Below are 22,252 nucleotides of genomic sequence, written 5' to 3' on the forward strand. Positions count from 1 at the left end.
ACCTCACCCGAGGGAATCAGCCCCGCAGCGCGGGGGCAAGCGGACATCGACAGGGTTGGAGCCCATTCTGCAACAGGCTCTCATATGGCGTTTCTTTCCGAACTGGTCCGGTTTCTGTTCTCCAGGCGGTCCCGCATGGTGCTGATCCCGTTCGTGCTGGTGCTGCTGGTCTTCGCGGTGGTGTTCGTGGTGGCGCAGGGCACAGCCTGGGCACCCTTTGTCTACGCCGTGTTCTGATCCGGCAGGCTTCCAGGAATAGGGAGGGGGCCGGATGATGCGGTCGGTACTGCTGGTCGTGGCCGGCATCGTTCTGGGCTGTCTGGCGGGCGAAGGCCTGGTGCGTCTGGGCACCGCCAACCAGAAGAACTACGTCATCGAGATGTGGCGCTATGCCAATCTGCTGAAGCAGCGCAGCGACGATCCGGCGATCGGCCATGAGCACCGGCCGGGGCAGAGCGCGCGGCTTCAGGGGGTGGATATCTCGATCAACAGCCTGGGCATGCGCGGGCCTGAACCCGAGCCCGGCCGGCCGGCGGTGGTGATCGTGGGTGACAGCTATGCCATGGGCTGGGGGGTCGATGAGGCAGAGACCCTGCGCAGCCAACTGGCCGGCAGGCTGGATGCGGCGGCACCCGACGCGCGATGGCAGGTTCTGACGACCGGTGTCGGCAATATGACCCTGTCGCAGAGCATTGCCTTGTGGTTGCGCATGGGCGACCGGTTGAGCGCCTATCCGGCCGGCGCTATTCCGGTGAAAACCGTGATCCTGTTGCCGACGGTGCGGTCGGCGGAACCGCAGATGCCCGACAATGCGGGCTGGCTGGTGCGCAACAGCGAGCTGGCGGCGCTGGCGGTCACCTTCATCCGGCAGGCCGGCAGCGGCAGGACCGGTCGCGACGATCTGGTGGCCGCCTATCGAGACACCTGGAGCGGCGGGCCGGGACGCGAGGCGATGGATCGGGCGCTGGACCGGCTGGCAGCCGATGCGGCAGCCCGGGGCCAGCGGGTGATCCTGGCGCAGTTGCCGGACACCAATGATTTTGTGGACTATGACTTCGGCTTCATGACCACGATCATGGCGGACGCCGCCCGCGCCCATGACTGGGCCTTCGTCGATCTGCTGACACCGTTCCGGGGCGAGACGGCGGCCGATTTCTGGGTCGCCCCTGGTGACGTCCACTTCAACGGCGCCGCCTATGACCGGATCGCCGATCAGCTTGTGCCGTATCTGGTGGCGCCGGCCGCCGGCGCGGCACGCTGACGGACCCGGCGCGGCGATGCTGTTTCAACTGCCCAGTTTCCTGATCTTCCTGGCGCTGTTCGCGGGCGGGCTCGCGATCTGTCCGCGCCCGATGGTGCCCGGTTATGTGTTCCTGGCCAGCCTGATCTTCTATGGCTGGTGGTATCCGCCCTATACCGTCGTGATCCTGGCCTTCGTGATCGCGACCTGGGTGGCGGGGCTGCTGGTGCGGCGCCGGCCGGGGCTGCTGCCGCTGCTGGTGCCGCTGGCGCTGCTGCCGCTGGCCTTGTTCAAATATGCCGATTTCATGCTGACCTCGCTGGAGGCGGTGCTGAACCAGCCCTTGCCGCGCCTGCACTGGACGCTGCCGCTGGGGGTGTCGTTCGTGACCTTCACCATCATCAGCCTGCTGGTCGATACCGCCCGACGGCCGGGGCAGCGTGCGCCCAATTTCATGGAAACCGCGGTTTATATCACCTTCTTCCCGCATCTGATCGCCGGGCCGATCCTGCGCATCGGCCAGATCCTGCCGCAATTGAACCGCATCCGGCTGGATCGCGCCGGGTTTACCGCCAATCTGGGCCTGTTCGCGGTGGGTATGCTGAAGAAGGTGCTGATCGCCGATCCGATCGGCGCCTGGGTGGATGCAAGCTATGCCGGCATCGCTGATGGCGGCGGCATGGGGGTGATCCAGTCCTGGCTGACGATGACCGGCTTCGCGATCCAGATCTATTGCGATTTCAGCGCCTATTCCGACATGGCGATCGCACTGGCCGGCATGTTCGGGGTGCGCTTTCCGGAAAATTTCCACAAGCCCTATATCGCCACGTCGATGAGCGAGCTGTGGCGGCGCTGGCATATGACGCTGAGCTTCTGGCTGCGCGATTACGTGTTCAAGCCACTGCACAAGCGGTTCTATCGCCATGCCCGTCAGGCGGCGATCGTGATGACCATGGTGATATCGGGCCTGTGGCACGGCGCCGACTGGACCTTCGTGCTGTGGGGGCTGATCCAGGGGGTGATCATGGCGGCCGAAAGCGCCAGCGGCTATGCCCAATGGGCCGGGCACCAGCGCGGCATCCGGCGGGCGCTGTGCGTTACCCTGTTCTTCGTGGTCTGGGTGCTGGTGCTGACCTTTTTCCGCGCACCATCGATCGATGCGGCGCTGGTGGTGCTGTCATCGGCCTTCGGTGGCCATGGGCCGGGCATCGTCCCCGCGCAGGCACCGCTGATCGTCGGGCTGATCGCGATCACCCTGGTGCTGCATCCGCTCGACACCATCGACCGTGTGCGCGCCGCCGCCGCGCGGGTGCCGGCGGCCCTGGCCCTGCCGGTGCTGCTGGTGGTGATCATCGGCTGTTCGATGATCGCCGCCGGCCGGCCGCAGACCTTCTATTATTTCGATTTCTGATGCCGGGCGCCGGCCCGGGCGTCAATCCGGGGCGAACCGCCGGGTGACGGCCAGGGCCGGATCCTGATCGGATTTACGCAGCAGGCAGTGCCGATCGCCAGCGTGTCGATGCCGGTGCCCATGAAGCAGTGGAACGCGTCTTCCGGTGTGCAGACCACCGGCTCGCCACGAACATTGAAGCTGGTGTTGACCAGCACGGGGCAGCCGGTTTCGGCGGCAAAGGCGCTGAGCAGGCTGTGGAACCGGCCATGGATGTCGGCATGCACAGTTTGCAGCCGGGCCGAATGGTCCAGATGGATCACCGCCGGGATGGGCGAGGGCGGGCCGGGTCGGGGGGTGATGACCGCATCGGGATCGTTGGTCGCGTCGGCGGCGCTGATCGCATCGGGTGTGGCCGCGCGCCTGTGCGGCGCCAGTGTCGCCGTGAACAGCATATAGGGTGAGGCATCGCCGGGCGTGAACCAGTCGGGCGCGGCTTCGGCCAGGATCGCCGGCGCGAAGGGGCGGAAGCTCTCGCGGTTCTTGATTTGCAGATTCAGCCGGCGCTGCATCGCCGGGTCACGCGGGTCGGCCAGGATCGACCGGTTGCCCAGCGCGCGCGGGCCGAATTCCATCCGCCCCTGGAACCAGCCAACGGCATCACCACGGGTGAGGGATGCAACCGTGGCCGTGATCAGGTCGTCATCGGCCAGCACCGTGAAGCGGGCGCCCAGCCGGTTGAGGTCGGCTTCAATCCGCGCCTGATCGAAGGCCGGCCCCAGAAACGCGCCACGCATGGCATCACGCGGGCTGTTGTCGCCGGGGGTGGATGTGGGTGCCGATGTGGCCGGGGGCATCACCCGGGCACCATCTTCCTGAAGATGCCACACCGCCAGCGCCGCCCCCAAGGCGCCGCCGGCATCGCCCGCCGCCGGCTGCACCCAGACATGCGCGAAGCCGCTTTCGGCGCGCAGCCGGGCATTGGCCACACAGTTCAGCGCCACGCCGCCGGCCAGGCACAGATTGGCGATGCCGGTCTCGGCGGCGAGCGCCCGCGTCAGCGCCACCACCGCCCGTTCCAGCACCACCTGAACCGAGGCCGCCAGATCGGCATGAAACTGGCGCAGCGGTGCCTCGGGCGCGCGCACCGGCCGGCCGAACAGGGCGTGGAAGCGCCGGTTGGTCATGGCAAGCCCGGTCGCGTGGTCGAAATAATCCATGTTCAGCCGGAACGAGCCGTCGGGCTTCAGATCGATCAGCGTGCCGATGATCTGGTCGACATGGCGCGGCTGGCCATAGGGTGCCAGCCCCATCAGCTTGTATTCGCCGGAATTGACCCGGAAGCCGGCATATTGGGTGACGGCCGAATACAGCAGGCCCAGCGAATGTGGAAAATGGATCTCGCGCAGCACCTGAAGGTCGCGGCCCCGGCCGATGGCGACCGAGGTGGTGGCCCATTCGCCCACCCCGTCCATGGTCAGCACCACCGCCTCGTCGAAGGGCGAGGGGTAGAAGGCCGAGGCGGCATGGCTGAGATGATGGCGCGAGAACAGCAGCCGGCCGGTGCCGCCAAAGCCCGGATCGATCGCGTTCAGCGCCCGGCCGATCTGGTCCTTCTGAAACAGCTTCTCGCGCAGCCACACCGGCATCGCGGTGCGGAACGACCGGAAACCGCGCGGCGCGAAGGCCAGATAGGTCTCGATCAGCCGTTCGAACTTCACGAAGGGCTTGTCGTAGAACACCACCGCGTCGACATCGCGGGCGGTGATGCCGGCATCCTCAAGGCAATAGCGGATGGCGGCGCTGGGGAAGGCGGCGTCATGGCGCTGGCGGCTGAAGCGCTCCTCCTGCGCGGCGGCAAGGATCCGGCCATCCTCGATCAGGGTGGCGGCGCTGTCGTGATAGAAGGCTGAAAGCCCCAGAATGCGCATGGTCGGCGGGTTCCCGGTCCGGGTCAGAACTGGTCTTTGAACATGTGGCGGGCAGCATCCGCCGGATCGGGCCGCACCCAATAGCTGGCGACACCGGATCGGAAGCCCAGCCGCAGGCTGTTGCGGCGGAAGACGTGGCGCAACATCAGGCCGCCGGGGGTGATGACCCCGAAATAGATCACCGCCAGCATCACCGGACTGATCACCCGGTGCAGCACCCGCCCGAAGGCCATCCACAGCCGGTTGGCGGGCGCCAGCACACGCGGCCGCAACAGCGCCAGCGCCAGGATGATGGCGGCGGCGGCCAGCAGCCACGGGTTCGGCATCCGCCCCGACAGCAGCGGCATCAGGCCAAGGCCGGTGAACACCACCGTGAACACCAGCCCGAAGCCGCGATCCGTGGGGCCGGCATGGGCGGATGCGGCGGGCGGGGCATCAGATGTCGGCGCCCGGTCCGGTGTTGCTGGCTGTTCCGACATGTCAGAACCGATCGATGATGGTGACGCCGGTGCCCGCGAAACGGTCCATCTGCGGCAGCAGGCGGGCGCCGTCGTCCAGCGACACCCGGGCGCCGATCAGTCGGTCGGGACGCAGGCGGCCGCTGGCGATCATGGCCATCATCGGCGCATACCGAAAGGCCTGCATGCCATGGCTGCCCAGAATCTCCAGCTCGTGGGCGATCACCCGGTCCATGGGGATGGCCGGGCGGGCCTGATCGGCCAGCATCAGGCCGATCTGGACATGGCGGCCGCGCTTGGCCAGCGACAGGATCGAATTGACGCAGGTGACCGGGTGGCCCAACGCGTCGACCGACAGCTCGACCCCGCCATCCGATGCCGCGCGCACCGCCGCCGGTATATCGCCCTCGACGCGGGCATCGATGACCGTGGCGGCGCCGAGACGTCTGGCCAGGGCCAGCTTGTCGGCATCGATGTCGATGGCGATCACCTGCGCGCCACAGGCCACCGCGATCATGATCGCCGACAGCCCGACGCCGCCGCAGCCATGAACGGCGATCCGTTCCCCCGCCCGCAGCCGGCCCTGGTCGATCACGCCGCGAAAGGCGGTGACGAAGCGGCAGCCCAGGCTGGCGGCGGTGGCCATGTCGATCGCATCGGGCAGGGCCACCAGATTGGTGTCGGCATAGCCGATCGCCACATATTCGGCGAAACTGCCCCAATGGGTGAAGCCGGGCTGAAACTGGCTGTCGCAGACCTGATGATTGCCCGATGCGCATTGGCCGCAATGGCCGCAGCCACCGACGAATGGCACCGTCACCCGCTGGCCCGCGCGCCAGCGCCGGACGTCGCGCCCCACCGCCACCACCGTGCCGGCCAGTTCATGCCCCGGCACATGCGGCAGCCGGATATCGGGATCATGGCCCATCCAGCCATGCCAGTCGCTGCGGCACAGCCCGGTGGCGCCGACCTGGATCACCACGCCATCGGGCGCTGGCGCCGGATCGGGCAGGGTGGTGACGGCGACAGGGCCTTGGAAGGTCTCGAAACAGGCGGCACGCATGGCGGGGGCGCATCCTTGGGGAAGGGGATCGATCCGTATCTATAGCATCTTCGCCCGCCCTGTGGCGCCGTTCAGATTCTGTCGCGTATCGATGAAGATGCGGATAATATGCATATATCAGGACGATCATGGCCGCAGCCGAAGGGGCTGACAATGGACGATATGATGCTGGCCCGCGCGATCCATGTGCTGGCCATCGTTCACTGGATCGGCGGGTTGACGCTGGTGACCCTGGTTCTGCTGCCGGCTGTGGCGCGCATGGCGGCCCCCGCTGAGCGTCTGGCGATGTTCGAGGCGGTGGAGGGGCGGTTTTCGGTTCAGGCGCGGATCTCGGTGACGCTTGCCGGGCTGTCGGGGCTGTACATGACCTGGCGGCTGGATGCGTGGTGGCGGTTCACCGATCCGCAATACTGGTGGATGCACGCCATGCTGGGCCTGTGGCTGGTGTTCGCGGTGGTGCTGCTGGTGGCCGAGCCGCTGTTTCTCCACGCCTGGTTCCACCGCGCGGCCGCAACCGCGCCCGACCGCGTCTTCCGCCTGATCACCCGCGCCCACCGCCTGCTGACGGCGGTGGCCTGGATCACGGTCGCGGGCGCTGTGGCCGGCAGCCACGGCATGGCCGGGCTGCTGCCCTGAGCCTATGGCGCCCTGGCCGTCGCGGCCCATCATCGGCGCTGTCGGATGGCTGAGGCGCCAACGCCCTCGGCAGGTCATCCGGTGCGGGTGGTCTGGTTGGCCGGACCACCCTGTGTCGCTTGGCGATCCCCGAGATCAAGGAAGGCCACCGGTCGATGACGACGTGCCCAACCGGCCCAAGATCTGTCACATCGTCCATGTCGACCGTCTGGCATCGATCGTGACCGATGGCTTCCTGTGGTCGGATGCGGACATGGCGGCGCGGACTGGCGCGGGGACGATGATTGGTATGAGTGCCATCAAGACGCGTCGCCTCAACATATTGCAGTTGAAATCTCATCATGGGTTGTTCGTCGGCGAATGCACGCCGTTCTATTTTTGTCCCAGGTCGGTTATGCATGCCATGCAGGGCGCGACCCACAGGCCCCTGATCGAGGTCAGGAAAGACTGGTACTATTGAACGGGCCGAACCGATGATCGAGTTCAGAACCGGTGATATCTTGCAGGCGGATGCCGAGGCGCTCGTCAATACGGTGAACTGTGTCGGTGTGATGGGGCGTGGCATCGCGCTTCAGTTCAAGAACATCTTTCCTGAGAACTTCAAGGCGTATGCGGCGGCTTGCGCGAGACATGACGTGCGGCCGGGCCGCATGTTTGTGTTCGAAACCGGCGCGTTGACCAATCCGAAGGTCATCGTCAATTTTCCGACCAAACGCCACTGGCGCGGCAAGAGCCGTATGGAAGACATAGAACTGGGTCTGACGGCATTGGTTGGCGAGATCCATCGTCTCGGTATGCGCTCGATTGCTTTGCCGCCATAGGGGAGTGGCCTGTGTGGTTTGGATTGGCCGGATGTGCGGGCACGGATTGTGGCGGCCCTGGTTGTGCTGATGCACCGCTATTTGCAGGGGCTGATGGACCCGTTCGTGACACTCATCGAGGTTCAGAAACTGATGTACTTCATGCAGGTGGATGGGCAGCCACTGCGCCTGACATATATCAAGCACCATTATGGCCCCTATGCCGACAATCTGCGTCACGTGCTGCGGACAATCGAAGGCCATCTCATCTCTGGTTATCATGACCGTGGCGATGCGCCGGACAAGCAATTGGAGATTGTTCCGGGCGTGGTTGCAGATGCCGAGGCTTTCCTAAAGGAAGATGACGAGACCCGGCATCGCTTCGACCGTGTGGCGCAGCTGGTCGAGGGGTTCGAAACACCCTTCGGACTTGAATTGCTGGCCACCGTACATTGGGTGGTGGTCCAGGAAAACGCCCGAAACCTGGAAGATGTGGTCGCCAAGGTCCACAACTGGAACCACCGCAAGATGCGCTTTGCCCCGCACCAGATCGAGATCGCGCTCAGGACGCTTCAGGCGAAGGGTTGGCTTCCGGCCACCGCTGCGCTTCAGGCCTAGGGCTGGCTTCCGGCCACCGCTGCGCTTCAGGCCTGGGGCCGGGCCGATCACGTCCCGGCGCGGGTGTTATCGTCAGGCGCACGGGAATCGCGCTTACTTTTCGGGAGGCATGCGGTATCTACTCAATCGGTGGATATTGAACAGTGATGCCCGACACCTTGGCTGCGGAGTCCCGCCAGGATGATGACCGGTGAAGACCTGGCCAAAGCCCGCAAGGCGCTGGGCCTCACTCAGGCTCAGTTCGGCGAACGCCTTGGCATGGGCCGTCGATCGATCGCCGATATCGAAACCGGCACCTCACCGGTGCGCCTTATCCACATTCTGGCCCTGGAACGGCTGGCGCTGACCCTGGCGATTGAACGTGCCGAGCCGATGCTGGCACCTGCGGGCATTCGCCGCGAGGCTCTCGACCTCGCGGCACTGATCCGTGGCGATGCCTCTGCGTGATGATGCCCGCACCAGCGGGCACCGGAACCCTCGCGGGGGCCACCCGGCCATCAGAGTCAGGGCACCCGGACAGGTCATGCAATGATGTGGCATGGCGGACTATACCGCCTGTGCGGGGAAACTGTCGGACATAGGTCCGCACCGGCCTCAGGCCTTGGGTCTATCCCCGCCTGTGCGGGGGAGCCACGTGAAAAACCTCCCGGCGGGCGGCATGCTGCGGTCTATCCCCGCCTGTGCGGGGGAGCCTGGACCATGCCCGGCATGGCGGTGCAGATCGGGGGTCTATCCCCGCCTGTGCGGGGGAACCAGGAATCGCCCCATAACGCTATTCGCGCCGTTGGGTCTATCCCCGCCTGTGCGGGGGAACCCCCATACTGCCTATGTGGGGGTGAATGCACGGGGGTCTATCCCCGCCTGTGCGGGGGAACCGACGGTGGAATCGCGAGCTGATCCGCCATTGAGGGTCTATCCCCGCCTGTGCGGGGGAACCGCGAGATAGCCGGGGCTGAGTGCTTCTTGAATAGGTCTATCCCCGCCTGTGCGGGGGAACCCAGGCCCAGCTCCTCGCGTCCCTTGGCGCGCAGGGTCTATCCCCGCCTGTGCGGGGGAACCTGTCTCCCGCGTGGTCACGCCAAGCCGCCGCAGGGTCTATCCCCGCCTGTGCGGGGGAACCTTGACCTTGCCCCCCACCAGCGCTTGCACGCTGGGTCTATCCCCGCCTGTGCGGGGGAACCGCCAGGGTCGTCAAGTGCGCCCCGATCGTGCGGGGTCTATCCCCGCCTGTGCGGGGGAACCGATCGGCCCCGATTGGCGGGTCAGCCATGGCGGGGTCTATCCCCGCCTGTGCGGGGGAACCTGGGGGCCGCGGTTGCGGCCGTGGCGCGGACGGGGTCTATCCCCGCCTGTGCGGGGGAACCATTATAAGAAGTCAATTGAATTTACACATTTTGGGTCTATCCCCGCCTGTGCGGGGGAACCCCTTGCTTCTAAGCCTTTATTCTGCTGGAAACTTTTCCAAAAAGCGAACGAGAGGGGTCAGCGCACTGCATACCATAGCCGGCAATCTTCATGGTCCGCACACGGATGAGGCTATAGGACGGCCGGTTCCCTGTCATGTGGTGTCAGTGGCGTGGCAGTATGCGGGTGTTGCCGGCGGCATCGGCCTGTGTCATCCCTGATCGCCCGCGACGGCCAGGGGATGTATTGGCCGGCACGGTCCGGATGTGCGAGGTCAAGATATCGTGCACGCCATCTGATGCGCACGGCCTTACCGTCCCGAACATTGTCGACCGGTGATGGGGAGAGGGTGGCGTTATCATTGAAAAACAGTCTTTCCGCTTTGGGTGGTGACCTGGAATAACGGGGCATGTGTTCCTCTGAAAACGGCCGATCGCCGTTTATAAAGGGAGGACATCATGCAGATATTACGCAGTGCCTTTGCGCTGTGCATTCTGGGCGCCGTGGCCATGCAGCCCATAGCCGCCGTCGCGCAGGAGACCGCCGAACTCCGCTTCGGCTATTGGCTGAGCGGCAAGGGACATGAATGGCTCAATGTCTTCGCGCCCTGGGCCGAGCGGGTCGAGGCCGCATCAGGGGGCGCGCTGAAGATCATCCCCTTCACCGGCGGCACGCTGGGGCGTGATCCGGCCGCACAGTTGAAGATGGTCGAGGACGGTGTCGCGGATATCACCTATCCGGTGCCGGCCTATACGCCCGACCGGTTTCCCGACAACACGGTGGCCGAGATCCCCGGGCTCTATGCGTCGTCGCGCGCGGCGTCGTCGACCATGTGGGGGCTTTATGAGGCCGGGCTGCTGACGGGCTTCGACGGCCTGAAGGTGCTGGGCCTGTTCGCGTCGCCGCCGTTCTCGATCAGCGCGACCAGGCCGGTCACCAGTCTGGCCGATGTGCAGGGCCAGAAGCTGCGCACCGCCGGGCGCTATGGTATCCGCGTGATCGAGGCCATGGGCGGCACGGCGGTCGCGATGTCGGTTTCGGAGTCCGCCGAGGCCCTGACCCGGGGCGTGATCGACGGTGTCGCCTCGCATCCCAGCCTCGATGAGCAGACCGGCGTCGCCGAGGTTGCCCGCAATCACTTCCTGGCCCGGCTGGGCACCGGCCATGTGATGCTGGTGATGCGACAGAGCGTCTTCGATGCCCTGCCCGAGGCGGCGCAGGTCGCGATCGACGCCGAAAGCGGCCGGGCGCTTTCGGAAGCCTGGGGCCGTGCGGCCGACGAAAAGGCCGAGGCGCTGCTGGCGGCATGGTCGGCCGCGGGCAGCGGCCATGTCGTGACCATGCCGTCGGACAAGGATGCCGCCGCACTGGATCAGATCTTCGGCCGCGTTCAGGCCGAATGGGCGGCGGAGGGCGCCGGGCGCGACCGTATCCTTCAGGCGGTCCGCAACCGGCAAGCCGGCCGCGACGACAACGACGAGGCCGGGAAATGAGCGCCAGCCCGTCGGAAACGAGGGCGGCACCCGTCGGCGCGCGCCATCAGACCGCCCGGCTGCTGCTGCTGGTGGGCCTGATCGGGCTGATCGGGCTGGCCGGCCTGACGCTGGTCGACGTGCTGGGGCGCTGGCTGCTCAACACCCCCTTGCGCGGGATCGGCGACATCGCCGAGGTGGCGCTGCCGGTCGCGATCGGTGCCTCGGTGCCGGCGGTGATCGTCACCCGTGGCAACATCACCATCCGGTTCCTCGACCGCCTGCTTGGCGCGCGCGCCAAGCAGGCCCTCGACGTCGCGGCCGGCGTGGTGGTGCTGATCGTGCTGGCGGGGCTGGCCTGTGCGCTTGGCCGCCATGCGCTGGCGCTGATGTGGAGCGGCGAGAGCACCTGGCTGCTGCGCCTGCCGCAATGGCCGTCCTGGACGGCCTTCGCCGGCTTCTTTCTGGTCGCGGCGTTGTTTCAGGTGGTCATCCTTGGCGATGCATTGCGCAAGCTGACGGGCCGAGGGGAGGGGGCCGCCGATGGGGCTTGAGTCTTTCGCCATCGGCCTGGCCGTGATGTTCGGCCTGATCTACCTTCAGATCCCGATCGCCATCGCGATGCTGGCGACAGGCTTCGGCGGTTATGCATTGCTGGTCGGCATGACGCCGGCCGTCTCGACCCTGGTCAGCGCGATCGACGCGAGCGTCACCAGCCAGAGCCTCGCGGTGGTGCCGCTGTTCCTGCTGATGGGCAGTTTCGCGTCGATCAGCGGGCTTGCGACCGATCTCTATCGCCTATCCGAGCGGATGATCGGGCACCGGCGCGGCGGGCTGCTGCACGCCACCATCGCCGGCTGCGCGGTGTTCGGGGCGATCTGCGGCTCGTCGGTGGCAACGGCCGCCACCTTCGGCCGGGTGGCGATGCCCGAGATGGCAACGCGTGGCTATGCGCTGTCGCTGGCCGGCGGCACCATCGCCGCCGCTGGCACGCTGGGGGCGCTGATCCCGCCATCGGTCATTCTGGTCATCTACGCGATCATGACTGAGAGCTTCATTCTGGATCTCTTCGTCGCGGCGGTCGGGCCGGCGGTGCTCGCCGTCGCGTTGCAGATGCTGACGCTGGCCATCGTCACCGCGCGGCATCCCGAACTCGCCCCGCCCGGCGACCGCTATAGCCGGGCGGACCGCCTGGAGGCGCTGGTTGGCGCGGCGCCGACACTGGTGTTTCTGCTGGTCATCATCGGCGGCATGTATGGCGGCGTCTTCACCGTCAACGAGGCCGCGGCCGTGGGCGCGATCCTGTCGATCGTCTTCGCGCTGCTGCGGGGCCGGCTGACCTGGGCGCGGTTCCTCGACTGCCTCGTCGAGGCGGGGCGCAATACCGGCATGATCTATCTGATCATCTTCGGCGCCGAGATGATGAGCTATTTCGTCACCGTCACCGGCGCGCCGCAGACCTTCACCGCCTTCATCGAGGCGACAGGCTGGCCGCCGCTGATGATCGTCGCGGCCTTCGTGCTGATGTATGTGGTGCTCGGCAGCGTCTTCGACACCATCGCCGCCATGCTGATCACCCTGCCATTCGTTCTGCCGGTGATCGAGAGCCTCGGCTATGACGTCGTCTGGTGGGGCATCGTGACCGTCGCGGTGGTGGAACTGGGCATGATCACGCCCCCCATCGGCATGAACATCTTCGTTCTGAACGCCGTGGCGCCGCAGGCGGGCCTGCCGGCGCTGTTCCGGGGCGTGCTGCCCTTCGTGCTCAGCGACATGGTCCGCATCGTCCTGATCGTGCTCTTTCCCGTCATCTCTCTTGCCCTGCTGGGCTGAAGACAAGAGCAGATCCCGATCAGGTGGAACCACCTGATCGGGTAAAGATGCTCGATAAAACAATAAATTAGAGTGATTTTCCTGAACCAGATGACGCGAAAATCACTCTAGTTCCGATACGGAGGATATCATGCCCGCGACGCATAACGATGCAGCGCCTGCCAAAGAAATATTCGTGAATGCTTTCTATTCCGCGTCTCCAAGCCAGTCCTGGCCGGGCTTGTGGAGCCATCCGCAGGCCCATGACCTGGACTACAATCGGCTCGACTATTGGGTCAATCTCGCCCGGATCTGCGAGGATGGGCTGATCGACGGGATCTTTCTGGCCGACATCCTTGCCGTGCACGACGTCTATCAGGGCAGTTCGGATGCGACGTTGAAGAGCGGCTGCTTCTGCCCGACCAATGATCCGATGCTGCTGATCCCGGCCATGGCGGCGGTGACCGAACATCTCACCTTCGGCGTCACCGGCAACACCACCTTCGAGCCGCCCTATCTGCTGGCGCGGCGATTGTCGACCCTCGATCATCTGACCGAGGGGCGGCTGGCCTGGAACGTGGTGACCGGAACCGCGGCCTCGGCGGCGCGCGCGCTGGGTAAGACCGACCTGCCACCGCATGACGAACGCTATGACATCGCCGACGAATTCATGGAGGTCGTCTACAAGCTGTGGGAGACAAGCTGGGACAGCGACGCGGCGGTGCGCGACAAGGAAAGTCACATCTTCGCCGATCCGTCGAGGGTGAGGCCGGTGCGCCATGCCGGGCGGTATTTCCAGTGCGAGGGCATCCATCTGAGCGAGCCTTCGCCGCAACGCACGCCGTTCATCTTTTCGGCCGGCGCGTCGGGGCGGGGCATGCGGTTCGCCGGCCGCCATGCCGAAAGCGCCTTCATCTCGGCCAACAGCATCCCCTATGCCCGGCATCTCACCGACAGTCTGCGCAGGCAGGCCGAGGCCTGTGGCCGCAACGGCCAGGATCTGAAGGTGTTCAATGCCGTCACGGTGATCGTGGCGGAAACCGACGTTCTGGCGCAGGAGATCATGGCCGAGACCGGGCGGTATTCCAGCGCCGACGGCAACCTCGCCTTCCTCTCAGGGATCACCGGCATCGATCTGTCGCACTATGCGCCGGATGAGCCGATCCGCCATGTCGAGAGCCAGGCCATCCAGTCGATCGTCGAGCAGATGACCCGCAACAGTGAAGGCCGGGTCTATACGGTTGCCGATCTGGCGAAATTCGGGCCGCTGCGGGGGCCGGAGCTGTTCTTCTGCGGTTCCGCGCACACGGTCTGCGACCAGATCGAGACCTTCGTGGCCCAGACGGGCATCGACGGGCTGAATCTGGTGCGCACGGTCGAGCCGGCCGGCATCCGGTCGTTCTGCGATCTGGTCGTGCCCGAATTGCAGAACCGGGGCCTGTTCAAGACCGCGTATCGGCCGGGTACGATGCGGCAGAAGATGTTCCCCGGCCGGACACCGGGGGTGCTCGCCAGCCATCCGGCGGCGCAGGTGTGACATGGGATCCCGATCAGGTGGCGCCACCTGATCGGGTGACGATGCTGGTCAGGTCAGCGCGTTGCGGAACCTCAGGCCAGCGCGTTGCGGAACCGGAGCGATGCCGTGCGCGAGGCGAAGCGCCAGCCCTGGCTCGTGCGCCGGACATGGTCGCTGCAGGTCATCAGCGCCAGCATCCGGCCGCCGTCGTGGCCGGTTTGCGGGCCATCATGGCCGATATTCACGAACAGCCCATAAGTCGCCGTGCAGCCGTCACCGGTTATCTCCGACAGGCGGAGATTGCAGAACAGATGCAGCGTCGCCCGGTCGGCCGGGCGCTCGTCGAGTGCCGCGCGCACCGCGGCCGGGCCGGTCAGCAGCTGGCCCTGGCGCATCCAGGTGCCATCGGGCAGGAAGAGTGCCGCCGCTTCGTCGGCGGTGCCGTCGTCGAGGGCGCCATAGAAGGCGCCGAGCAGGGCATAGATGTCTGTGAACAGGCGGGCGTCGGTGGTCATTGCGGAACCTCGGCGGGGCTGTCGATCTGCGCCAGACGCGCCTTCAAGCCGCCGACCAGCGCGCCGACATCGGTGGCCACGGCGATGAAGCGGGCGCCGGCCGCACGGTATCGGCCGGCAAGCTCTGGATCCATGGCGAGCACGCCGGCGGGCTTGCCGGCCGCGACCACGGCGCGGACGCCATCTTCCACGGCGGCGACCACAGCCGGATGCCCGGTCTGGCCGATCAGGCCCATATCGGCGGCGAGGTCCGAGGGGCCGAAGAACACGCCGTCGACGCCATCGGTGGTGGCGATCGCGTCGATATTGCCCATCGCGCGCCGGCTTTCGGCCTGAACGATCAGGACGATCTCGGCATCGGCGGTGGCCAGATAGTCGGTGGTGATACCGAAGCCGCCGGCGCGGGCGAGCGCCGAGCCGATGCCACGGCGGCCCCGTGGCGGATAGCGCATGGCGGCGGCAATGGCCGCGGCATCCTGGGTGGTGTCGATCATCGGCACCAGAAGCGTCTGGGCACCGATATCGAGATACTGCTTCGCCAGAACCGGATCGGCGACCGGCAGGCGCACGACCGGCGCGCAGGCAAAGGCGGCCACGGCCTGCAACTGCGCCAGAACAGAGCGCAGATCGTTGGGCGCGTGTTCGCCATCGAGCACCATCCAGTCGAAGCCGATCCGTGCGCATAGTTCGGCCGACAACGGATCGGCGAGCGCCGCCCAGGTGCCATAAAGGCACCGGGCGGCCGCAAGGGCGTGTCTGAAGCTGTTTGCGGGTGCGGGCATTCTGGTCCCTCGCTATGGGTGTGGCGGGCCTCAGTCGAAATGGCAGGTGACGGTGCCGAAGGTGCCGAAATCGCCATGAATGGTGCTGCCGGCCGGGGCCTCGATCGGGCGGATGAACGAGCCGGCGAGCAGAACCTCGCCGGCGCGGATGGTCTGCCCGGTTTCGGCCAGCCGCCCCGACAGCCACGAGATGCCGAGCAGCGGATCGCCCAGCACGCCGGCGCCCAGCCCGGTTTCCATCACCGTGGCGTTGCGTGACACGATCGCGCCGATCCAGCGCAGATCGATCGCATCGGGCTTGCGCGGCTGGCCGCCCAGCACGATGCCCGCATTGGCGGCGTTGTCGGCGATGGTGTCGATCACGCTGCGCATGCGCCCGGTTTCCGGATCGCGGCGGATGATGCGCGTGTCGAGGATTTCGAGCGCCGGACAGATATAGGCGGTGGCGTTCAGCACCTGGGCCGGGCTGGCGGGACCATCGAGGTCGGCGCCCATGACGAAGGCGATTTCGGCCTCGATCCGGGGGGCGATGAACCGGCCCGCCGGGATGACGGCGCCGGTGTCGAAGAACATGTCGTCGAGCAGGATGCCGGAATCCGGTGTGTCGATCTGCAGCGCATCCTGCATGGCGCGCGAGGTCAGGCCGATCTTCCAGCCCCGGCCGATGGCGCCCGCCGCCCGTTTCGCGGCGACGAATTCGGCCTGGATGGCATAGGCATCGGCCAGCGTCAGCCCGTCATGGCGTTGCGAGATCAGCGGGATCTGGCGTCGCGCCGTCTCGGCCGCGAACAGCGCGCGGCCCAATATGCGGATGGTCTGCGGGTCCAGTGGCATGATGGTCATCGTCCTTGCGCGGGAATGCCGCCAATAAGCGGTGCACGCCGAGGGCGGAACCATCGGGAAATCGCGAAATCTGTCTTTCCCATATCGGTCTTCAGCCCCCCGCGGGCGCGCCCCATGCTGCCGCCAACATCGTCGGAAACCTGATCAGGGGGGAAGCCCATGCGTCTCATGATGTTCCGCAGCCAGGGCGACGACGCGGCGCCGCACCGCTTCGGCATCGTCGATGGCGATGCGGTCGCCGATCTGTCCGGGCGGTTGTCGGGCATGGCCGAGCTGATCCGCCGGGCCGGCGCGGGCGAGGCGATCGACATCAGGGGCGCCGATCGTTATCCGCTGGCGGCGGTGGATTTCCTGCCGCCGACCCACGGGGTGGGCCGGGTGTTCTGCGTGGGCCTGAACTATGCAAAGCATATCGCGGAAACCGGACGGTCGCCGGGCGCCCGTCCCAGCCTGTTCCTGCGCTTGCCCACGGCGCAGGTCGGCCACCGGCAGGCGATCATCCGCCCCGCGATCAGCGATCAGTTCGATTTCGAGGGCGAACTGGCGGTGGTGATCGGGCGCGGCGGGCACCGCATCGACCCGGCGGATGCCATGGATCATGTGGCGGGCTATTGCTGCTTCGCCGACAATTCGGTGCGTGACTGGCAGCGCCATGCCGCCCAGGTGACGCCGGGCAAGAATTTCGACGCCAGCGGCGCCGTCGGCCCGTGGATCGTCACCCGCGATGCCGCGCCGGCGCCGGCCCGGATGGTGCTGACCACCCGCCTCAACGGCCGGGTGATGCAGCAGGACAGCCCTGGCACCCTCGTTTTCCCCATCGACCGGCTGATCGCCTATATCAGCAGCTTCACCCGGCTTCAGCCCGGCGACCTGATCGCCACCGGCTCGCCCGAGGGGGTGGGGATGGCTCGCGATCCGCAGGTCTGGATGCAGCCGGGCGACCGGCTGGAGGTGGAGATCACCGGCATCGGCGTGTTGAGCAACACCGTCGTGCAGGAACCCGGCGGCGGCGGTCTTCCGGCGGGGGATGAGGCGGATACGTAAGGGGCACGGCGCGGACATGCGGGACGGCGGTGCCGTCCCGCGCTAAGATCTTCCGCAAAGATCTGCACCGGAACAGGCGCCAGGGAGGGTGGACCGTGAAATATCTGCCAGTTCGCAGCCGGTTGCAGATCCTGTCGGACCTGCGCGCCGTGGAAATCTTTCTGTCGCTTGTGGAAACCGAGAACCTCACCAGAACCGCCGAGGCTCTGTCGATCGCGCCCTCGACCGTCAGCAAGAAGCTGACCGAACTGGAATTGCGCGCGAATGTGCGGCTGTTTCACCGCACCACGCGCCAGCTCAGCGTGACGCCGGCGGGGCAGGCCTTCTATCGGCAGTGCGCGCGGCTGCTCGACGAGGCCGAGGCGGTCGAGCGCACGCTCAACCCCGATGCCGAAGATCCGGCGGGATTGATTCGCATGACCACACCCACGGCGCTGGGCGAACGCGTGGTCGGCCCGCTGATCCCCGGCTTCCTGCGGCGCTATCCGAAGATTTCGGTGGAACTCGACACCTCTGCCCGCACGGTCAGCCTGTTGAGCGAAGGCTATGACCTGTCGATCCGGCTGGTGCATGCCTCGAACCTCACCGACAACGACACCGTGCTGTCGTGGAACCGGCGGCGGTTCTGCGCCTCGCCCGCCTATCTCGCCCGCCATGGCACGCCACAGCATCCCGGTGAATTGTCGCAGCATAATTGTCTGGCGATGCGGCTTGGCTCCACCGGCGATAGCTGGGTCTATACCGAGGACGGCCGCAGCCGGACCGTGTCGATCACCGGGTCGCTGCGGTCGAACAACGCCCATTTCCTGGCCGAAGCCGCGGCCGAGAATGTGGGCATCGTTCTGATGGGTCCGTTCGTGGTCGAGGAGTTTCTGCGCGACGGCCGGCTGGTCCGCATCCTGGTCGGCTATGAGCCGCGCGACACGGCGGTCTCGGCGATCATGTCCGACGGCGCGATGGCCTCTCAGCACGTATCGCTGTTCGTGGACTATCTGAAATCGGTCTGGCCCCTGCCCGGCCAGCCGGAGCCGGACGGGCAATAGGGCGTGTGACGTCTGGACGCCGGTTCAGACCCGAACCGCTCTTCAGGCCCGAACCGCTCTTCAGGCCCGCTCGCTCCAGCGCGCCAGCGGCATCGCCGGCGGCCCCTCCAGCGGAATGCCGCAGCCGCGCGCCGCCGCCCGGGCCAGGATCATCTCGGCCATGGCAAGATCCGACAGGCCCATGCCCATCGACTTGAACAGGGTCATGCCCGCGGGGCGCCGCGGTTGCCGGCCGGCGGCGATGATGCGGCCCAGGGTCTGCACGGCCTGCCAGGCGGCATCGTCCTCGCCATAGAAATCGATGAGTTCCCTGGAATTGCGACGCACGCCGGCAATGCTGTCGACGGCGACGACGCGGGCCCTGGCCAGCACATCGGCCTCGATCTCGGCATTGGCGGGCAGGATGGCGCCGACCGCGTTCACATGGGCGTCGTCGGCGATCATGCCGGCGTGGATGAAGGGCGCGCGGGCGCGGGTCACGATGGTCACGATCTCGGCATCCCGCAGCGCGCTTTCGGCGCTGTTACAGTCGACGATCTCGAACGAGAACAGCCGCCGCATCCGGGCGGTGAAGTCGCGCCGGCTGTCGGCGCTGGGGCTGTAGACCCGCAGGCGGCTGATCCGGCGCACCACGGCGACGCTCGCGATCTGCAACGTGGCCTGCCGGCCGGTGCCGATGATCGCCATGTCCCGCGCCTCTGCCGGCGCCAGCCAGTCGGTGGCCAGGCCCGAGATGCCCGCGGTGCGCAACTGACCCAGCAGGCCGGCCTGGACCAGGGCGCGGAAGCCGCCCCGGTCGGTATCGAACAGCGACATCACCGCCGAGGCGCCGCCGGGGGTGTTGATCCAGGTCTTGAAACCGCCGAGTGCCGCGTCTTCGGAGAACGACCCCAGCCCATGCAGCGACGAGCGCTCGGCGAAGGTGGCCAGGGCTTTGGGAATGTTGTGGGCCAGTCCCTGTGCCTCGCGGCGCAGCATCACCTCAAGTGCTGCGATCGCGTCGTTGAGGGTGACAAGTTCGCTCACATGCTGATCCGTGAGGAACAGGGGGGGCGTATCGGACATGAACTGGTCTCCTGCGGGTCATCATCGTGCGGCTGAAGCATGCCGAGGGTAGGGGCGGCACTTCCCGGGCAACAATGTAGAACTCGGAATATCTCAATTTCCCGATCGCCTCGCGTCGGGCGCCCATCTTCGGGTTCCGGAGACATCGTCGGATCTGGAAAAAGAGAACTGCCGATCTTTGGGTTGTGGCAGCCGCGTCTGTGCATAGCCTCGGAGATGAACGAGGACAGAGCCCGGTCAGCCGGGCCGACGGGAGAGACGCGAGCGATGAGCCAGGCGACCCATTCGATGAGACGCACCGACGAGACCCCGGCGCAGGGCATGACTGTGTGGAAGCCGCTGCATGTTCCGCGTGCCGCGATCGAGGCCGAGATCGAGCGTCTGGCCCAGGAACCGCCGGGCCGCGACGGGCGCCGCGCCAGCGTCATCGTGCATCCTGAGGCGACGGCGCCGGGGCTGGGCCTGTCGCCGGGGGTGGATGTCACCATCAACGTTCTGAAGCCGGGCGAGGCGACCCCGCCCATGCGCCGTAATGCCAACCAGATCGAGTTCTGCATTCGTGGCCGTGGCATCGTGACCGCCGGCGAGCAGACCGCCGAGGTCGGCCGGTGGGATACCTGGAACATTCCGTCGATGCGGATCTATGCCCATGAAAACCGATCCGACGACCTGTTCGTGCGGTTGAGCTATTCCAACGCGCCGCTGCTTGAGAAACTGGGCATCCATTTTGTCGAGGCCGGCGCGCAGATCCGGTCGCAGGAGCGCGCGGCGGCCGGGATGGCGCAGGCCGCCCCGGCAAATTCACCCGCGAGGGCGCCCCCGACATCGCGATCACCGATGCCGGCGCACGCCTGCGCGGATACGAATATCTGGTCGATATCGAGGTGGTGGAGAACCGGATGATCGTCTGGCCATGGGCCGATGCAAGCCGCCATCTGCCCGCGACGCCGGATGACGGCAAGCGCGGCATCATGCTGCTCTACAATCCCGCCACCGGGCGGCGGAACGGCACCACCCATTCGTTCTTCGCCACGCTTTCCGCCTCGGCGCCGGGCACCAGACCCCGGCCCGAAGGCCGTGGGCACAAGCACAGCTCGGTCGCGATCAATTATCACTTCAAGGGCAGTGGCCGCAGCGTGGTCGACGGGCAGGTCTTTCACTGGGAAGCGGGCGATCTGATGCTGTCGGCGCCGTCATGGTCCGAGCACGCCCATTATCCGGGCGCGGATGGCCACGCGATCCTGACCGTGCAGGACCATCCGCAGCAGATCGGCATGGAATCGCTGATCTGGCAGGAAAGGATGGACGGGCCGATCCTGACCCTTGGTTCGGAACAGGGGCAGACCGGCTATGTCGGGCCGCGACAGGCGGGTTGACGCCTGAACGGCAGAGGCATCCCGGCCACCGGCCGGGATGCGGCATGGCCGGAAACAAACAAACCGGTTTGTTCTTCAAGCTGTGCTTCTCGGCGGTGCTTTTCTTCAGCGGCACCAGAATGGATGCCGACGGATGCCGACAGCCGCCCGAACCGGCCCCGCCCGCCAGGAAGCCCGCCGGCTGGGCACGATCGCAAGCCTGATGGCGGCGACACTCGACCTGCTGGTCGAGCGTGGCTATGGCGGGCTGACCATGGCCGGCGTGGCCGGCCGCGCGGACCGCGCCGGCACTGGGTTGCGAATACCTGCCGATGATCCGCGCCTATCGCACAGGTTTTGACACGACCTGGGTCCGGGCGCTGGTGCGGGCGGGGCTTACGCCAGCCGCCGCCGGGGATCTCGTCACCATGACCAACCACGCGCTGCGCGGCCTGGGTCTCAGTGCCTGTCATCCCGATGGCCGCCGGGCGGTTCCGCGCGATCGGCCGGCCATCCGGCGTCGGCTCTGGCGGCAAGCGACCGCCGACCCATTGGCCGCCGACACGATTGGAGCAGACTGACATGCCGTTCCTGAAAAACACCTGGTATGTCTTCGGCTATGCCGACGACATCACGCCCGAGCGCTTCGGACACCGGACCATCATCGATCAGCCGGTTCTGGTCTATCGCAAACCCGACGGCATGCTTGCGGCGCTGCGCGACATCTGCCCGCACCGTTTCGTGCCGCTGCATATGGGGCGCCAGATCGGCGACGTCATCCAGTGCGGCTATCATGGGCTGCGGATCGGGCCCGATGGCGCCTGCGTCGGCATGCCGGTCGCGGGCATGCCGATTCCCAAAGCCGCCCGTGTGGTGGCCTATCCGGTGGTGGAACGCCATTCCCTGGTCTGGCTGTGGACAGGCGATCCCGCGCTGGCGGATGCCGGTCTGATCCCCGATTTCTCGTTTCTGTGCGATCCGGCGCGCGGTAATGTTCGTGGCCATACCCATGTCGATGCCGATTACCAACTGGCGATCGACAATCTGTCGGACCTGACCCATGTGCAGTTCCTGCATGCCGGCTATCAGGCATCCGAGGCCTTCGAGCGTTTGCGGTTCAAGGTCGATCAGGTGGCGGACACGGTCTATGCCCGCCTGACCTTTCCCAATGGCCGCCCGCCCTGAGCCTGTTGCCGAATGCCCGCTACCCATGGTTTGACGCCGTCTGCTGACGGCTTGGGAGCTTGGCGGGGGTCTCGCGCGGT

23 protein-coding genes, 2 pseudogenes and 1 CRISPR repeat array are annotated in these 22,252 nt (G+C 66.6%); of the genes and pseudogenes, 18 read left to right on the forward strand and 7 right to left on the reverse strand.

What is annotated here, in order from left to right; genetic code table 11:
* Positions 1–84 precede the first annotated feature (84 nt).
* From IEW15_RS21545 to IEW15_RS21555, 3 genes are read left to right on the forward strand one after another with little or no spacing between them, the layout of a single operon-like run.
* A complete protein-coding gene (locus IEW15_RS21545; protein WP_188581838.1) occupies positions 85–237 on the forward strand; it encodes a DUF5989 family protein in 153 nt (50 codons plus the stop codon).
* Positions 238–271: 34 nt separating this feature from the next.
* Positions 272–1,261 (forward strand): SGNH/GDSL hydrolase family protein, encoded by a 990-nt coding sequence (locus IEW15_RS21550; RefSeq protein WP_229708468.1) that lies wholly within the window; start codon positions 272–274, stop codon positions 1,259–1,261.
* 16 nt (positions 1,262–1,277) lie between these two features.
* The gene (locus tag IEW15_RS21555; protein WP_188581840.1) at positions 1,278–2,651 is read left to right on the forward strand and encodes an MBOAT family O-acyltransferase; all 1,374 of its coding nucleotides are present in this window, start codon (positions 1,278–1,280) and stop codon (positions 2,649–2,651) included.
* Positions 2,652–2,672: 21 nt separating this feature from the next.
* Here IEW15_RS21555 and IEW15_RS21560 read toward each other — a convergent pair.
* The 3 genes and pseudogenes from IEW15_RS21560 to IEW15_RS21570 all read right to left on the reverse strand — a co-directional run bounded on the left by IEW15_RS21560 (position 2,673) and on the right by IEW15_RS21570 (position 6,082).
* A pseudogene (locus tag IEW15_RS21560) lies at positions 2,673–4,561 on the reverse strand (carbamoyltransferase family protein).
* Between the two features lie 23 nt (positions 4,562–4,584).
* Positions 4,585–5,040: an SxtJ family membrane protein gene (locus IEW15_RS21565; RefSeq protein WP_188581844.1), complete on the reverse strand. Its 456-nt coding sequence runs from the start codon at positions 5,038–5,040 to the stop codon at positions 4,585–4,587.
* A gap of 1 nt (position 5,041) precedes the next feature.
* Positions 5,042–6,082, reverse strand: coding sequence for a zinc-dependent alcohol dehydrogenase family protein (locus IEW15_RS21570; RefSeq protein ID WP_188581846.1), 1,041 nt, complete (start codon positions 6,080–6,082; stop codon positions 5,042–5,044).
* A 153-nt stretch (positions 6,083–6,235) separates the two neighbouring features.
* Between IEW15_RS21570 and IEW15_RS21575 the strand changes: the two genes are divergently transcribed.
* The 8 genes and pseudogenes from IEW15_RS21575 to IEW15_RS21610 all read left to right on the forward strand — a co-directional run bounded on the left by IEW15_RS21575 (position 6,236) and on the right by IEW15_RS21610 (position 14,361).
* On the forward strand, positions 6,236–6,718 hold the full coding sequence (locus tag IEW15_RS21575; protein ID WP_188581849.1) for a hypothetical protein: 483 nt from the start codon (positions 6,236–6,238) through the stop codon (positions 6,716–6,718).
* 112 nt (positions 6,719–6,830) lie between these two features.
* Positions 6,831–7,178 (forward strand): DarT ssDNA thymidine ADP-ribosyltransferase family protein, encoded by a 348-nt coding sequence (locus IEW15_RS21580; RefSeq protein ID WP_229708469.1) that lies wholly within the window; start codon positions 6,831–6,833, stop codon positions 7,176–7,178.
* A gap of 13 nt (positions 7,179–7,191) precedes the next feature.
* A pseudogene (locus IEW15_RS26630) lies at positions 7,192–8,136 on the forward strand (macro domain-containing protein).
* 183 nt (positions 8,137–8,319) lie between these two features.
* The gene (locus IEW15_RS21590) at positions 8,320–8,583 is read left to right on the forward strand and encodes a helix-turn-helix domain-containing protein (RefSeq protein WP_188581852.1); all 264 of its coding nucleotides are present in this window, start codon (positions 8,320–8,322) and stop codon (positions 8,581–8,583) included.
* Positions 8,584–8,739: 156 nt separating this feature from the next.
* A CRISPR array of direct repeats spans positions 8,740–9,561; the repeat unit is 29 nt; unit sequence GGGTCTATCCCCGCCTGTGCGGGGGAACC.
* A 437-nt stretch (positions 9,562–9,998) separates the two neighbouring features.
* The gene (locus IEW15_RS21595; RefSeq protein ID WP_188581854.1) at positions 9,999–11,033 is read left to right on the forward strand and encodes a TRAP transporter substrate-binding protein; all 1,035 of its coding nucleotides are present in this window, start codon (positions 9,999–10,001) and stop codon (positions 11,031–11,033) included.
* On the forward strand, positions 11,030–11,566 hold the full coding sequence (locus tag IEW15_RS21600; RefSeq protein ID WP_188581856.1) for a TRAP transporter small permease: 537 nt from the start codon (positions 11,030–11,032) through the stop codon (positions 11,564–11,566). Before IEW15_RS21595 ends, IEW15_RS21600 begins: the two co-directional genes overlap by 4 nt.
* Positions 11,556–12,845, forward strand: coding sequence for a TRAP transporter large permease (locus tag IEW15_RS21605; RefSeq protein WP_188581858.1), 1,290 nt, complete (start codon positions 11,556–11,558; stop codon positions 12,843–12,845). Before IEW15_RS21600 ends, IEW15_RS21605 begins: the two co-directional genes overlap by 11 nt.
* Positions 12,846–13,020: 175 nt before the next feature.
* Positions 13,021–14,361 carry an LLM class flavin-dependent oxidoreductase gene (locus tag IEW15_RS21610; RefSeq protein ID WP_229708472.1) on the forward strand — a complete coding sequence of 447 codons (1,341 nt, stop codon included), beginning with the start codon at positions 13,021–13,023 and terminating at the stop codon, positions 14,359–14,361.
* A 71-nt stretch (positions 14,362–14,432) separates the two neighbouring features.
* Here the strand turns inward: IEW15_RS21610 and IEW15_RS21615 are convergent, their stop codons facing one another.
* From IEW15_RS21615 to hpaH, 3 genes are read right to left on the reverse strand one after another with little or no spacing between them, the layout of a single operon-like run.
* Positions 14,433–14,855: a nuclear transport factor 2 family protein gene (locus IEW15_RS21615; protein ID WP_188581863.1), complete on the reverse strand. Its 423-nt coding sequence runs from the start codon at positions 14,853–14,855 to the stop codon at positions 14,433–14,435.
* Positions 14,852–15,637: an HpcH/HpaI aldolase family protein gene (locus tag IEW15_RS21620; RefSeq protein ID WP_188581865.1), complete on the reverse strand. Its 786-nt coding sequence runs from the start codon at positions 15,635–15,637 to the stop codon at positions 14,852–14,854. Before IEW15_RS21620 ends, IEW15_RS21615 begins: the two co-directional genes overlap by 4 nt.
* 30 nt (positions 15,638–15,667) lie before the next feature.
* The gene (gene hpaH / locus IEW15_RS21625) at positions 15,668–16,471 is read right to left on the reverse strand and encodes a 2-oxo-hept-4-ene-1,7-dioate hydratase (protein ID WP_188581867.1); all 804 of its coding nucleotides are present in this window, start codon (positions 16,469–16,471) and stop codon (positions 15,668–15,670) included.
* Positions 16,472–16,639: 168 nt separating this feature from the next.
* Between hpaH and IEW15_RS21630 the strand changes: the two genes are divergently transcribed.
* Positions 16,640–17,524: a fumarylacetoacetate hydrolase family protein gene (locus tag IEW15_RS21630; RefSeq protein ID WP_188581869.1), complete on the forward strand. Its 885-nt coding sequence runs from the start codon at positions 16,640–16,642 to the stop codon at positions 17,522–17,524.
* 95 nt (positions 17,525–17,619) lie between these two features.
* Positions 17,620–18,567 carry a LysR family transcriptional regulator gene (locus IEW15_RS21635; RefSeq protein WP_188581870.1) on the forward strand — a complete coding sequence of 316 codons (948 nt, stop codon included), beginning with the start codon at positions 17,620–17,622 and terminating at the stop codon, positions 18,565–18,567.
* Between the two features lie 60 nt (positions 18,568–18,627).
* On the opposite strand, the gene IEW15_RS21640 is transcribed toward IEW15_RS21635, so the two are convergent.
* Entirely contained in the window at positions 18,628–19,632 is a 1,005-nt protein-coding gene (locus IEW15_RS21640; RefSeq protein ID WP_188581872.1) for an ornithine cyclodeaminase family protein, read from the reverse strand.
* A 288-nt stretch (positions 19,633–19,920) separates the two neighbouring features.
* Between IEW15_RS21640 and IEW15_RS26095 the strand changes: the two genes are divergently transcribed.
* The 5 genes from IEW15_RS26095 (at position 19,921) to IEW15_RS21660 (ending at position 22,172) form a co-directional block, all read left to right on the forward strand.
* On the forward strand, positions 19,921–20,535 hold the full coding sequence (locus tag IEW15_RS26095; protein WP_229708473.1) for a cupin domain-containing protein: 615 nt from the start codon (positions 19,921–19,923) through the stop codon (positions 20,533–20,535).
* Complete coding sequence (locus IEW15_RS26100; protein ID WP_229708475.1) at positions 20,532–21,008, forward strand: cupin domain-containing protein; 477 nt, start codon at positions 20,532–20,534, stop codon at positions 21,006–21,008. The genes IEW15_RS26095 and IEW15_RS26100 overlap by 4 nt, the downstream gene beginning before the upstream one ends.
* 133 nt (positions 21,009–21,141) lie before the next feature.
* Complete coding sequence (locus IEW15_RS21650; RefSeq protein ID WP_188581874.1) at positions 21,142–21,348, forward strand: hypothetical protein; 207 nt, start codon at positions 21,142–21,144, stop codon at positions 21,346–21,348.
* Complete coding sequence (locus IEW15_RS21655; protein WP_188581876.1) at positions 21,320–21,568, forward strand: hypothetical protein; 249 nt, start codon at positions 21,320–21,322, stop codon at positions 21,566–21,568. Before IEW15_RS21650 ends, IEW15_RS21655 begins: the two co-directional genes overlap by 29 nt.
* A gap of 1 nt (position 21,569) precedes the next feature.
* Positions 21,570–22,172 carry a Rieske 2Fe-2S domain-containing protein gene (locus IEW15_RS21660; protein WP_188581878.1) on the forward strand — a complete coding sequence of 201 codons (603 nt, stop codon included), beginning with the start codon at positions 21,570–21,572 and terminating at the stop codon, positions 22,170–22,172.
* The last annotated feature ends 80 nt before the right edge of the window (positions 22,173–22,252 follow it).

The sequence above is a fragment of the Tistrella bauzanensis genome, assembly GCF_014636235.1.
GTDB lineage: Bacteria > Pseudomonadota > Alphaproteobacteria > Tistrellales > Tistrellaceae > Tistrella > Tistrella bauzanensis.